14 protein-coding genes and 1 pseudogene are annotated in these 12,623 nt (G+C 71.8%); 7 read left to right on the top strand and 8 right to left on the bottom strand.

Going from position 1 to position 12,623, the window contains the following annotated elements; translation table 11 throughout:
* Nucleotides 1–384: pseudogene (locus ABZU46_RS27610) on the bottom strand (cyclase); the annotation flags it as partial.
* A 151-nt stretch (nt 385–535) separates the two neighbouring features.
* On the bottom strand, nt 536–1,042 hold the full coding sequence (locus ABZU46_RS27605) for a DUF6584 family protein (RefSeq protein ID WP_354862279.1): 507 nt from the start codon (nt 1,040–1,042) through the stop codon (nt 536–538).
* 197 nt (nt 1,043–1,239) lie between these two features.
* On the opposite strand from ABZU46_RS27605, the gene ABZU46_RS27600 reads away from it, so the two are divergent.
* Both ABZU46_RS27600 and ABZU46_RS27595 read left to right on the top strand, forming a co-directional pair.
* Nucleotides 1,240–1,608 carry an SCP2 sterol-binding domain-containing protein gene (locus ABZU46_RS27600; RefSeq protein ID WP_354862278.1) on the top strand — a complete coding sequence of 123 codons (369 nt, stop codon included), beginning with the start codon at nt 1,240–1,242 and terminating at the stop codon, nt 1,606–1,608.
* Nucleotides 1,609–1,613: 5 nt separating this feature from the next.
* Nucleotides 1,614–3,677 (top strand): glycogen debranching N-terminal domain-containing protein, encoded by a 2,064-nt coding sequence (locus tag ABZU46_RS27595; RefSeq protein ID WP_354862282.1) that lies wholly within the window; start codon nt 1,614–1,616, stop codon nt 3,675–3,677.
* 3 nt (nt 3,678–3,680) lie between these two features.
* Here ABZU46_RS27595 and ABZU46_RS27590 read toward each other — a convergent pair whose 3' ends face one another.
* Complete coding sequence (locus tag ABZU46_RS27590; RefSeq protein WP_354862276.1) at nt 3,681–4,394, bottom strand: helix-turn-helix domain-containing protein; 714 nt, start codon at nt 4,392–4,394, stop codon at nt 3,681–3,683.
* Nucleotides 4,395–4,637: 243 nt separating this feature from the next.
* Here ABZU46_RS27590 and ABZU46_RS27585 point away from each other — a divergent pair, with 243 nt between their 5' ends.
* Both ABZU46_RS27585 and ABZU46_RS27580 read left to right on the top strand, forming a co-directional pair.
* Nucleotides 4,638–5,303, top strand: a complete 666-nt coding sequence (locus tag ABZU46_RS27585) for a DUF4097 family beta strand repeat-containing protein (RefSeq protein ID WP_354862275.1) — start codon at nt 4,638–4,640, stop codon at nt 5,301–5,303.
* 26 nt (nt 5,304–5,329) lie between these two features.
* A complete protein-coding gene (locus tag ABZU46_RS27580; protein WP_354862273.1) occupies nt 5,330–6,148 on the top strand; it encodes an alpha/beta fold hydrolase in 819 nt (272 codons plus the stop codon).
* A gap of 107 nt (nt 6,149–6,255) precedes the next feature.
* Here the strand turns inward: ABZU46_RS27580 and ABZU46_RS27575 are convergent, their stop codons facing one another.
* The 3 genes from ABZU46_RS27575 to ABZU46_RS27565 are packed head-to-tail and all read right to left on the bottom strand — an operon-like array spanning nt 6,256 to nt 7,881.
* Entirely contained in the window at nt 6,256–6,777 is a 522-nt protein-coding gene (locus tag ABZU46_RS27575) for a DUF5990 family protein (protein ID WP_354862271.1), read from the bottom strand.
* A 10-nt stretch (nt 6,778–6,787) separates the two neighbouring features.
* A complete protein-coding gene (locus ABZU46_RS27570) occupies nt 6,788–7,396 on the bottom strand; it encodes a dihydrofolate reductase family protein (RefSeq protein WP_354862269.1) in 609 nt (202 codons plus the stop codon).
* Nucleotides 7,397–7,428: 32 nt separating this feature from the next.
* Nucleotides 7,429–7,881, bottom strand: a complete 453-nt coding sequence (locus ABZU46_RS27565) for a pyridoxamine 5'-phosphate oxidase family protein (RefSeq protein ID WP_354862267.1) — start codon at nt 7,879–7,881, stop codon at nt 7,429–7,431.
* 15 nt (nt 7,882–7,896) lie between these two features.
* Here ABZU46_RS27565 and ABZU46_RS27560 point away from each other — a divergent pair, with 15 nt between their 5' ends.
* Entirely contained in the window at nt 7,897–8,478 is a 582-nt protein-coding gene (locus ABZU46_RS27560; protein WP_354862281.1) for a winged helix-turn-helix transcriptional regulator, read from the top strand.
* On the opposite strand, the gene ABZU46_RS27555 is transcribed toward ABZU46_RS27560, so the two are convergent.
* Together ABZU46_RS27555 and ABZU46_RS27550 are read right to left on the bottom strand one after the other, a co-directional pair.
* Complete coding sequence (locus ABZU46_RS27555) at nt 8,475–9,995, bottom strand: hypothetical protein (RefSeq protein WP_354862266.1); 1,521 nt, start codon at nt 9,993–9,995, stop codon at nt 8,475–8,477. The two genes, ABZU46_RS27560 and ABZU46_RS27555, sit on opposite strands and share 4 nt — an antisense overlap.
* Before the next feature lie 13 nt (nt 9,996–10,008).
* Nucleotides 10,009–10,404, bottom strand: a complete 396-nt coding sequence (locus ABZU46_RS27550; RefSeq protein WP_354862265.1) for a hypothetical protein — start codon at nt 10,402–10,404, stop codon at nt 10,009–10,011.
* Nucleotides 10,405–10,648: 244 nt separating this feature from the next.
* On the opposite strand from ABZU46_RS27550, the gene ABZU46_RS27545 reads away from it, so the two are divergent.
* Entirely contained in the window at nt 10,649–11,740 is a 1,092-nt protein-coding gene (locus ABZU46_RS27545; protein ID WP_354862263.1) for a winged helix DNA-binding domain-containing protein, read from the top strand.
* A 150-nt stretch (nt 11,741–11,890) separates the two neighbouring features.
* Complete coding sequence (locus ABZU46_RS27540; protein ID WP_354862262.1) at nt 11,891–12,577, top strand: DUF4396 domain-containing protein; 687 nt, start codon at nt 11,891–11,893, stop codon at nt 12,575–12,577.
* Nucleotides 12,578–12,623: the final 46 nt, after the last annotated feature.

Below are 12,623 nucleotides of genomic sequence, written 5' to 3'. Positions count from 1 at the left end.
GACGGCCGCGTCCAGGGCGGTGATGCCGGCGATCGCGGCGGTCGTCAGCGCCAGGCGCCGTCGGCGGTCACCCCGACGGTCGGCCATCGCCCGGCCCAGCAGGGTGAGGTCGAGCGCGTCACCGGCCACCCGCGTCCACGCCCAGCCGACAGGGCGGCGGCCGGTGAGCAGGCCGACGGCGTGCACCAGCTCGCGTGCGCCGACGGCCGGGACGACCGCCTGCGCCGCCGGGGAGTCGTCCACCCCGGTCAGTCGCGCGAGGGATCGGGGTGCGGCCAGGGCGCCCACGCCCAGGGCCAGGCTCAACAGACCCAGCGCCCTCGGCAGGGTCGTCGGGACCGGCCCGTCCAGCTCCGGCAGGAGCACCGTCTCGACTCGATCCATGTCCGGTCCCTTCCGCGGGGCCGTGCCCGCCGACGCGCGGCGCACCGGCGGTGGGTCCGCCTCCGTGACGCTATGCGGTACGCCCACCCCAGGAGACCGATTCGGGACAGAACGCCCAAAGGCCGCTCATCCCACGCGTACCCGGGTCCTCCTACAGCGCCCAGCGGAGCACGGTGATCAGGCCGACGACGGTGAGCGCCACCAGGACCAGACCGATCACGGTCGCCACCAGGCAACCCAGCGCGTCCCGCCACGAGTCGGGCTCAGCCGAGCGGGGGCCGAACTCGGTCCAGGTGACCGGGGCGGGGCCCTCCCGCTCGGCCTGGCGGACCAGCTGGGCGAGCCGCGCGCCCGCCACCGGCCCGAGCCGGTCGGTGGGGTCGGCGATCACCCTCAACGCGCGCAGACGTCGCCAGGCGCCCGGGTAGGACCTCTCGAACGCGACGACCTCCTGCGCGCCGGCGTCCTCGGTGAGGAATCCCCACCGCCCGGCCTCGGCCACGTTGCCCACCTGCCGGTACAGCGCGGCACGCCGGGAGCGCAGCTCCAGGTCGTCGGGGTACGCGGCGTTCAGGCTCGTCAGCCGCTGCATCGCGGGGTGGACGTGCCCACGCCGCAGGTCGGCCTCGACCTTCGCCAGTACGCGCTCTCTCGCCATGGCGGACATTGTGAGCGGTACGCCTGCCGCGCCGACACCCGAATTCCGCCGAGCCACTGTTCAGCCTCTGTCCGGCTGCCGACCACCTGGACCCGCTTCACGTCCCGCCCTGAACGACGCCCACGCTGAGCGTTAACAGCGCCCCGCAGCGGGTAGCCGCCATCCGTTTCTACCCAGCGCGCGCCCGGGGAGGTGGGATGTCGGCGACCAGTGCCTTCTTCGAGCGGCTGGCCGCCGCCTGCCGGGATCCGCGTTTCCAGAAGGTGTGCGGAAGCGTGCGCTTCGACATCGGGAGCGGGGACGACCTGGAGCAGTGGTTCCTCGTCATCGACCACGGCGACATGCAGGTGTCCAGGAGCGGCGACCCCGCCACCACCGTCATCAGGGTGTCCGCGCAGGTCGCGGACGCGATGGCGCGCGGTGAGGTGAACGGGCTGGCGGCGATCGCCCGCGGCGAGATCCTGGTCGACGGTGATCTCGGCCTGGCGTTGCGCATCGGACGGCTGTTTCCGCGAGCGGCCGGCGACCCCACCCAGTCGGCCCGGCCAGCGGAACGTAGCCGATGAGGGACATCCCCGGCACCGTGTCGTGCATCGACGGGAACACGTTCATCGTGTCGGACGCCAGTGGCGACGTGCATTCCTCCCTGGCCACCCCGGTCGGGCTGTTCGCCGCCGACACCCGCTTCCTGTCCCGCTGGGTGCTCACCGTCAACGGTGAACGCATGGCCGCCCTGTCGGTGGACGACAGCCAGTACTACGAGGTCACGTTCTTCGTCGTGCCGGGCGGGGCGGTCGACTACGTCGAGGCGGACGTGTCCGCCATCCGGCGACGACACATCGGCCCGGACCTGACCGAGTCGCTGACGATCTTCAACTACGGTCAGTCGATTGTCGACCTGGACGTCCGCCTGGAGGTGGCGGCCGACTTCGCCGACATCTTCGAGATCAAGTTCGACCTCCACGACAAGGTCGGCAGCTACTACACCCAGGTCGACGCGAACGAGTTGCGGATGGGCTATCGGCGCGGCACGTACCGGCGCGAGGTTGTCGTGTCGGCGAGCGAGCCGGCCACCATCGATCCGAGCGGCTTCCGGTTCGCCGTGCGCCTGGAGCCCGGGCAGCAGTGGACCACCCGGTTGCAGGCCGCCATGCGGGCACTGCGCCCGGACGGCGTCGACCTGCGTGACGCCCTACGGGCGCAGCGCCCGGACGACTCCACTCTGCCGGACAGCGTGCGGGAGTGGGTCGCGCAGGCGCCGACACTGGACACCGATAGCGCGGCGCTGCAGCAGGTGTACCACCGCAGCCTGGTGGACCTGGCGGCGCTGCGCTTCGCGCCGCTCTCGCTCGGCGGCGCGACCGTACCCGCGGCCGGGTTGCCCTGGTTCATGACCCTGTTCGGCCGCGACAGCCTGCTGACCTGCCTGCAGACCCTGCCCATCACACCGTCGTTGGCCCCGCCGACGCTGCGGATCCTCGCGTCGTTGCAGGGCGCCCGGTCCGACGACGTCCTGGAGGAGGACCCCGGCCGGATCCTGCACGAGCTGCGCTACGGGGAGTCTGCCGCGTTCGAGGAACAGCCACACTCGCCCTACTACGGCACCGTCGACGCGTCGCCCCTGTTCGTGGTGCTGCTCGACGAGTACGAGCGGTGGAGCGGCGACACCGCGCTGGTGATGGAGTTGGAGCAGGAGGCTCGCGCGGCCCTGACCTGGATCGACACGTACGCCGACCTGACGTCGACCGGCTACGTCTGGTACGAGAAACGCAACCGCGCCACCGGCCTGGACAACCAGTGCTGGAAGGACTCCTGGGACAGCATCTCCTACGTCGACGGCCGGCTGCCCGGGTTCCCGAGGGCCACCTGCGAGACCCAGGGGTACGCCTACGACGCCAAGATGCGCGGGGCGCGGTTGGCGCGTGCCTTCTGGGGCGACCCCGACTACGCCAACCGACTGGAACGCGAGGCGGCAGAGTTGTACGACCGCTTCAACCGCGATTTCTGGCTCGACGACGACGGCTACTACGCCCTCGCGCTCGACCACGACGGGACGCCGGTCGACAGCCTCTCCTCTAACATCGGGCATCTGCTGTGGAGCGGCATCGTGCCACCCGAGCGGGCCGCACGTGTCGTCGAGCACCTGATGGGTCCGGCGCTCTTCTCGGGCTGGGGGGTGCGGACCTTCGCGGAGGGGCAGGGCCGCTACAACCCGCTCGGATACCACAACGGCACCGTCTGGCCGTTCGACAACTCCTTCATCGCCTGGGGCCTGCGCCGGTACGGGTTCGGCACGGAGGCCGGCCGCATCGCCGAGGGCATCCTGTCCGCCGCGACCTTCTTTCAGGGCCGGCTGCCCGAGGCGTTCGGTGGGTACGACCGCAGCACCACCCGCTACCCGGTTCGGTACCCGACCGCCGGCAGCCCGCAGGCGTGGTCCAGCGGGGCGCCCATGCTGCTGCTGCGCACCTTGCTCGGCATCGACCCGCACGACGACCATCTCGCCGTGAATCCCGCGTTGCCGGCCGCCTTCGCCCGGGTCGCGTTGCTGGACATTCCCGGCCGGTGGGGCCGGGTCGACGCGTTCGCCCGCCACCGGCCTGACCGGCCGCCGTCGACGGGCGGAACCGCCTGACGGTCACTCGGGTCTGCTGTGCAGGACGTCACGGGCCTGTTCGGCGGCGCGGGTGATGCTCTCGCTGATGAAGTCCAGGAAGCGGGCGATGTTCTCCAGGCGGGCGGCGGCGGGGGTGTGCGGACCGAGGACGGCGACACCCTGGCGTGCCGTCTCGACGAGCTGGTCGTTGGCGCGGGCGCTGGCGATCGTCGCCTGGTAGAAGAGCTCGTTGTCGACGACGTAGCGGTCGCGGCGGCGCTCGTCGCGCTCCCGGCGCACGAGGCTCTGGCTCTCCAGAAAGGCGATCGCCTTGGAGATGGACGCCGGGCTGACCTGGAGGCGCTGGGCGAGTTCCGACGCGGTCAGGCTGCCCGTGTCGGTGGTGAACAGGCAGGTCAGCACCCGGGCCGACATCTTGTTCAGGCCTGAGGCCATGAGGACGGTCGTGAACGTCTCCTCGTACTCGGCGACGGCCTCGGCGTCACGGCCGTGCGGCTGCGGGACCGACTCGGCCGCTCGGGCGGAGGCGGGCGCGCGTCGGCGGGCGCGGCGTTCGGTGGCGCGGTGGGCCAGGTCGGCGCGGTAGGCGTTCGGACCGCCGTTGCGCAACACCTCGCGGGTGACCGTCGAGGTCGGACGGTCGAGCCGCCGGGCGATCTCGGCGTACGGCAGGCTTTCGGCCAGCCCCAGCGCGATCTGCTGGCGTTCCTGCTGGGTGAGTCTGCCTCCCGGCATCGCGATCTCCTCGGTGGTGGTTTCTCGGAGCGCCTCGGCGCGCTCCCACCATAGCGTTCACCCTCATCCGATTGCAATGGCTCATCGCCGTAGCGTTGCGTTATATTCCGAACCATTGCAACACTTTCAAGCCTTTGAACTGCTTATATGCTGCTTGGACGCAACAGACTTGTTGCCGGCTGATGGAAAGCAACGTAGCGTTTCCCACATCAGAAACACCGGAACGAGCACCAGGAGAACGTGATGCAGAGCTTCCCGACCCCCGCCCCCATCTCCGCCGTCCTGGACATCCCCGCCGGGCGCGTCCAGTTCATCGCCGCCGACCGCGCGGACACCACAGTCGAGGTCCGGCCCACCGACGCCGGCCGGAGCCGCGACACCCGGGCCGCCGAGCGGACCACCATCGCGTACGCCGACGGCGTCCTGCGGATCACGACCGCGACCCCCGCCAACGAGCTCGTCGGCCCCTCCGGCTCGGTGGAGGTGACCGTCCAACTGCCCGCCGACTCCCGCGTCGAGGTCCGGGCCGCCAGCGCCGAGCTGCGCGGCGTCGGACGCCTCGGTGACGTCACCGTCGACGGCGCGTACCGCCACATCAAGATCGACGAAGCCGCGAGCGTGCGTCTCACCGCGATCGACGGCGACGTCGAGGTCGGCCGGCTCAACGGCCCGGCCGAGATCAGCACGACGCGGGGCGACATCCTCGTCGCCGAGGCCCGGCGCGGCGCGGTCGTGCTGCGTACCCAGTCCGGCGACATCTCGGTCGCCGCCGCCAGCGGCGTCTCGGCCGCCCTGGACGCCGGCACCGGCCACGGCCGCGTCAGCAACGCCCTCACCAACACCGGCATCGCCGACCTCGACATCCACGCCACCACCTCGCACGGCGACATCACCGCCCGCAGCCTCTGAACCCCCAACCCCTCAGGAGTACGACCATGACGACAAACAATTCCTCCTCGACCAGCTCGACCTGGACCGGCATGGTGCCGGTCGACGACACGGCCCTGGCCGTCACCGACACCGGCGGTTCGGGCATCCCGGTGGTCTTCCTCAACGGCCAGTTCGCCACCCAGGGGTACTGGCGACGCGTCATCACCGACCTGGGCACCGGGTGGCGGCACATCACCTACGACGAGCGAGCCCGCGGCAGAAAGTCGGGGCGCTCGGCGGACTATTCGTTCGAGGCAGCCGTCCGGGACGTCGACGCCGTTCTCGCCGCCCGGGGCGTGGACCGGGCAGTGCTCGTGGGCTGGTCGTACGGCGCGGTCGTCGGCGCGCACTGGGCCAACCGGAACCCGCAGCGTACCGTCGGCGCGGTGCTGGTCGACGGCGCGTTCCCGCACGACTGGCTGGACGAGGCCATGGAGCGGCGCATCCGGAAGCTGTTCCGGCGGATGCGGTGGTTCATGCCGCTGCTGCGCCCGACGGGCCTGGTCCCGCGGATGAACGCCGACGAGCAGGCGGAGAGCAACATCGAGCTGGGACGGCTCTCCGCCGAGCGCGAGCTGGGCCCGGTGCTCGACGCCATCACCGTTCCGGTGCGGTACGTGGTCGCGTCGGGGACGTCCTTCGGCAGCAAGGGCGACGAGCAGGAACGCATCCGTGCCAGCCTCGACGCGGTGACCGTCCGCAACCCGAACATCCGGGTCGGCGCGAAGGTCGCCAGCAACCACGGCGCGATCCTCAAGAAGGACTTCGCGGCGGTCGCCACCGCCGTACGCGAGGTCGCCGCCCTCGACCGCGAGGTCCGCTGACCCACTCCCCCCGCCGGGTCCCCCGGTCGCCTCGCGCGGCCAGGGTCGCCCGGTGGGCGACCCTGCGGGTCGTGGGCGCCCGATACGACCTGGACAACGGGCGGGTCTCACTGGTGGCCTGACGACGTCCCCTCCCCCGGCCGTCCGTCTGGTACGGGCGGCCGGGTGGACGTCGCGACCGGCGGCTGTCGCACCGTCCAGGTGATGGCGGGTGGGTGGACCCGGGCGCACACCGGCCCGCCGGTCGCGTCCGTCAGCCCCAGACTGCCCACCAGCAGCCCGTTGCCCTCGTGCGCGGCGCGCAGCAGCTCGGTCGGAATGTCGGTGAACATCAGCTTCGCTCGCCGGAACATCGCGAACCCGTCATCGGACAGCGCGCCCCAGCTCAGGTACAGAAACCGCGCTCCGGGGCGCCCGTGCACGAATGGTCCGCCGACGTCCAGCACCCCGTCGACCTCCCGGCTGGACACCTCGACGTACCAGCTCGCCGTGCCCGCGTCGGCCCGTACGCGATCGATCACCTCGGTCTTGCGCTGGATTCCGACGTGCACGTTGCCGAGCCGCAGCGCGTCGGCGTCCGCGCCGGCCCGACGGCCTGGGAGGTCACTGCCCTCGATCCGGATCCGCACGCCACCGACTCTAGTTTCTCGGCGTCGACCGCCCGGTTGCAGCACCCCGCGGGCGGTACGTCATGAGGACGACGCCGGACTCGAAGGGTTCGGCGGACACCAGGTCCAGTCGTACGGGCGGTCGCCCGCCGTCGAACAGCGCCTTTCCCTGGCGCAGGAACAGGGGATGCACCAGGAGGTGGATCTCGTCGATGAGCCGGAGATCGGCAAGGGAGCGGATCACCGTCAGACTGCCGTAGACCACGATGTCCCCGCCGGATTCACGCTTGATCTCGGCGATCTCGGCGATCTCGTCGGGGTCGATGCGCGCGATCCTCCGGGTGCCCTTCCAGTCTGCGATGTTGCCCGAGGCGGAGACGACGATCTTTTCCAGGGCGTCGAGTCGCTGGGCATATCCGCGGACGGCCGCCGGTTCGTCGGGGTTGCGGGCGGCCACCGGCCAGTAGCCGGCGAAGTCGGCGTGGGTGACCCGGCCCAGCATCAGGCTGCCGGCGCTCTCCACCAGATCCCGCTCGTACCTCTGCAGCTGGTCGTCGGCCAGCAGCCAGTCCATCTCGTCGTCCGGGCCGGCGACGAATCCGTCCAGGGTGATCCACATCGACACGACGATCTTCGGCATCCCAGTCCTCCATCATGGTGCGTTGATGCTGGTCAGCGACCGCCGCCGAGCGCGGCTCGGACGGGTTCCGGTGTCCGGTCGGGAAAGCGCTCCTGGAAGTCGACGACTCCGACCCACGTCGGGCGCAGGCCGATCCGGACCATCCGGAGGCCCGGCTTGTCGATCGCCGTCAGGTAGGTGTCGCCCACCTCGTCGCCCATCCCCGCGCGCTGGATGACGGCGTACTCCGGCAGGACGCCCTCGACCTCCGTCAGGGTGACCTTCCCGCGCAGCATGAGCACCTCGGGTAGCCCGTCGGCGGTGTCGATGCAGATCGCCACGTCCGGTCGGGCACGCAGGTCGCGGATCTTGTACGTGCCGGCGAACGCGCCGACGACCAGCTCGTCGCCGGTCCACAGGAAGTTCACCGGGATCAGCCGCGGCGTCCCGTCCCCGCTGGTGTAGGCGAACCGGGCCAGTGGCGCCCCGAGCAGGCGCCGCGCCACGGGGGTGTCGAGCAGCTGCTCGGCCCCCGGCGTTTCAACGACCTGCTCGGCGGGCTCCCCGGGGTGAGCCCGAACGTGCTGAGCCAGCGGCTGCGCGAGCTGACCGAGCACGGCGTGGTGCGACGGCGGGACCTGGGGCCGCCGACGCGTGTCCACCTCTACGAGCTGACCGAATGGGGGCGCGCACTGGAGCCCATCCTGCTGCAGTTCGGCCGCTGGGGAAGCCAGTCCCCGCAGCTCCCCGAGGGCGCTCTCGGCATCGACTCCCTGCTGCTCACCATCAAGGCGGGGTTCGATCCGGCGCGAGCGGCCGATCTCCGCGGCGTCTACGCGTTCCACATCGACGCCGACACCTACCTCGCCGAGGTCGCCGACGACTCGGTGCAGCTGCGCTGCGGCACGACCCCCGAACCCGACGCGACACTCACCACCGACATCGACACCCTCCGAGCCGTCTGCGGGCACCAGATCACCGTGGCGGCGGCAGTGGACGCGGGCGTGCTTGACCTGACCGGTGACAAGGACGCCACGCAGCGCCTCACCGATCTCCTCCTGACTCCGTTCACACCCCGCGCCTTCGCCGACGACGGCACCTAGCGGGGCGGGTGACGCCGGCGCTGCCCCAGCCGGGCCAGCATGTTCTGGTACGCCTTGGTCCGGTCGGCCGCTCGCGGGGACAGCACGTCGGCGCTCATTCCCGCGGACGCTTCGCGCGCGGCAGCGGCGGCCGCCGCGTCGACGAGTGCCCGAAACGCTCGTTCCCGCTCCCGGTGCCGTTCGGACCAGGGTCGGACGGCTCTCGCGGCGAGGTACAGGCCGGCCGCGACGCAGCCGACCGCGATGAGCAGCAGGAACAGGAACGCCACCACCTCGTCGAAGGAGGGCAGAGCCCCGGCCCGGCCGACGGACCGCTCCAGTTGCCGGTCGTCGAGGGCGTCGAGGTAGTCGCCCGCGCCAGCTCCGCCCAGGACGACGAACACCAGGAAGGCGATCACCTGCATCAGCAGGCCGTACCGGGATCCATCGATCCAGGCGGCCGGCGAGGCCGGCCTCGACGCGTACGCCGCACCGAGCCGGAACGCCGACGGTACGAGCACGATCGCGGCGGCCAGCCCACCCGCCACGAGCTGGGCGCTCAGGATGCCCGCGACCCGCGGATCGGGCCAACCCCGGGCCAACCAGGTGACGAGGACGAGGAGGCCCGTCCACCCGGCGACGAACGTCAGCGCCCGCCGCACGGCTGCCGCCCGCGCCGCCGGCCTGGCCCGTTCCGCCTCGGCGGCCTGCCACTGGTCGATCTGCCGCTGCGCGGTGCGGCGCTCCTCGGCGGCCTGGTGTCGCTGCGCCTCCCGCCGGGCCCGCTCGTCGGCACGCCGGGCGTCCTCCGCCTCCCGCCGGGCGCGCTCGTCGGGGCCGACGAACGGCGCCAGCAGGTGGGGCCGGTTCGGCTCCCGCAGCGGATGCCGCGGTGGCAGGTCGGCGGGGGCGCGCCACCCGAGGTCGGTGCCGAGCACCACCCGCATTCCACCGACCAGCCGGTCGGGCAGGAGCGTCGCGACAGCGGAGGCGTCGCGTCGGGCGTCGAGGCCGTCGACGATGAGCACCAGCCGCTCGCCCCGCCGCTCGCACGCCTGGGCCGCGTCGACGTACCGGCCCAGCAGGTGCGCCTCCCGGGTGGACCCGGTGAGATGACCCGGCATGTACCGGTCGGTCAGCTCGACCAACTGCTCCAGCACGACGTCGACGAACGCCTCGCGGGTCTCCCGCTCGGTGCGGCCGGCGACGACGAAGTACGACACGACCCGTACTCCCGGGGGCGGGTGGAGCACGAACCAGGACAGCAGCGCGGTCATCCCGGTGCCCGGGGCAGCCTCCCACCGCAGGTACGCGCCCGACCCGTCACCCGTGCAGAAGGCCGCGAGCCGCGCCAGCTCGGCATCGCGGTCGAGCAGGTCGGCCGGGGCGATCCGGTGCACCTCCGCCAGGTACGCCGACCGTACGACCGGGCCGAAGTTGATGTACTGGCGGCTGTGGGGGCCAAACTGCACGCCCTGGGCGTGGCGGGCGTCGATGCCGCGCGACCGGTCGTCCTCCGGCTGCCCGCTGTCGCCCATCTGCCCGGTTGCCTCAGTTGAAGGTGATGTGCTGGGTGCTGTAGCTGCCGAGTTGGACGCCCTTCGCCCCGCGCAGGTCGACCTGCCCGATCTCGGTGCGCACCCCGGTCGCCTCGGCCCTCGCCAGTAGCTCCCGCGCGAGGCTGAGGATCTGCTCGTCCCGGTCGACGCCCGCGCGGGTGAGATCGTCGGCGAGGTGCACCTGCCAGACGCCCGAGTCGGTGCCCCCGGCCTCGAACGCTCGCAGCGCCTCCTGGCCCTCGCCGGTCAGCCGGCGACGCACCAGGCCCCGGAAGCTCTCGGCGGCATCGCGGACCGCGGCGCTTGTCGCGTCGGCCACGCCTGTCGACGCGCCGAGCGCCAGGGCGGCGAGAAGCAGTTCCACACCGTCCACGGCTACCTCCGTCATTGCTGCCATCAGCGTGCCCCTATTGCACCATCGGGGCACCGCGTGCGGACACCCGCGTGGGCTCCCCGTCGGGACCGGCGGGTGCGACGGCGACCGTCCACGCAGGTGAGGTCGGGCGTGCAGGGCGAGCGCGGCCGATGTGTCCGGATCACGACACGCCCAGGTGGAGTGAGCCGCGGCGGTTCCGGCACGGGCGCTGCACGCCTGGGCCCACCGCACGAGCCGCCGTGGCTAGGGTGCAGACATGGTTGATCGGCGCCAGGTGATGAACTTCCGCGTCCGGGCTCAGCAGCTCGACCGGGACGAGGGCACGCTCGCCGACACCGCCGTCCTCGGCATCGGGGTGCAGAACACCGGTCCGGACGGGGCCCGGTGGGCCCTCGCTGTCCGTGGGGTCGACGTGACCACGATGTCCGACGCGGACGTGGTCCTGCTGTGGACGGTGCGCGGCGCCCCGCACCTCTACCGCCGAGCCGATGTGGGCCACGTGGTGGCCGCTGTCGAACCGTTCTCCGACGCCGACGCGGGCAAGCGCATCTACGACGCGGCCAAGCCGTTGAAGGCTGCCGGCATCGACAACCTCGCCGCCCTCGACGAGGTGGCCGCGCGCATGCGGACCATCGTCACCACGCCGACGGTCAAGGGAGAGGTCTCCGGCCGCCTGGCCACGGTGCTGCCCGAGCCGTACCTGCGGTTCTGCCGGGTGTGCGACGCCACGCACCTCTACGAGATGCCGTTCCGGCTCGCCGCCGCGCGGGCCGGCCTGGAGCTGCAACTCGACACCTCGCCTCCGATCCTGCGCCGCATCACCGGGTTCACGAGGGCCGCCGCCCCGGTCGACCGGTTCGACCTGGTCCGCGCATACCTTCGCCTGCTCGGCCCGGCCACCCCGCAACAGGTGGCCGGCTATCTCGACGCCCCCGTGAAGGACGTCAAGGCGCGCTGGCCCGACGACGTGGTCGAGGTGACGGTCGACGGCGAGGTGCGCTGGCTGCTGTCCGCCGACGACAAGGCGCTGGAGTCGGCCGACGCCACCACAAGCCGCCTCCTCGGCCCGTTCGACCTGTTCCTCCAGGCCAGGGACCGGGCGACGCTGGTGCCCGACCCCGCCCACGCCAAGGAGTTGTGGCCGGTGCTGGGTCGGCCGGGCGCCGTCCTGGTCGACGGCGACCTGGTGGGCACCTGGCGACCCCGCAAGTCCGGCAGGACGCTCACGATCGCGGTCCAGCCCTGGCAGAGACTGTCGGCGGGGACGCGCGACGCCATCACCGCACAGGCCGAACACCTCGCCGCGCATCGCGACGTGTCGCTCGCCAGCGTCGACTTCGCCAGCTAGCGGCCAGCACGACGAACGGCCGATCGGCCGGTACGGACGAGTACGCCGTGAAAGACTGTGGGGCGTCCTCGGCCGTCGACACCAGTCAGCGAGCCCCCTCCCCCATCGGCCGCGGCAGGCACCGGCGCCCGGCGCGTGGAAGGGGCGAGGATGCAGCCGACCTGGCTCCTGGCGCTCTCCTGGGCCTCGCTCGCGGTCGGCGTCGTCAGCTTCGCGGTCGTCCTCGCCGACACCTATCTCTACGGGCACCGTCAGCCGGTCAAGGTCATGGAGATCGTCTGGCTGGTAACCGTCCTCTACGTCGGTCCGGCGGCCGTTTGCCTCTACTGGAAATGGGGCAGGCCCGAGGCGCTCTCGCCACGACGGCGGGACGATCAACCTCGACGGCCCCACCGGGGCATCATCCTGACCCAGGTGTCCCGTTGTGGCGCGCACTGCGCTCTCGGCTTCATCGTCGCCGAGGTCGCCCTGTACGCCGTCAGATTCGACCCGGCCCAGAACGGGCTGTGGATCGCTTACGCCGGCGACTATCTGGCGGCGGTGACGATCGCCGTTCTCTTTCGGCTCTTCGACGAGCCGGGTCGCAGCGTCGCACAGATCGGGCACGCGCTGACCACAGTCGTGAAGATCGAACTGCTGACGATCACCGCGTTCGAGGTGGCGCTGTTCGCGTGGCTGACGCTGGCGCATCACATGGTCTTTCCGGAGCCACCCCTGCGACCCGACAGCCCCACGTTCTGGTTCGCCGGCCAGATCGGGCTGATCGCTGGCTTCATCACGGCCTGGCCCGCCGCCTCCTGGCAGGTCGGCCGAGGGATGAGCGTCGCGCCCCGCTGACGTCGCCAGATCTCACGCTGACGGTCGCGGCGGGACCCGTTCGGGC

The organism is Micromonospora sp. NPDC005197 (assembly GCF_040608295.1).
Taxonomy (GTDB): domain Bacteria; phylum Actinomycetota; class Actinomycetes; order Mycobacteriales; family Micromonosporaceae; genus Micromonospora.
This window is presented reverse-complemented; position numbering and strand designations above follow the sequence as displayed.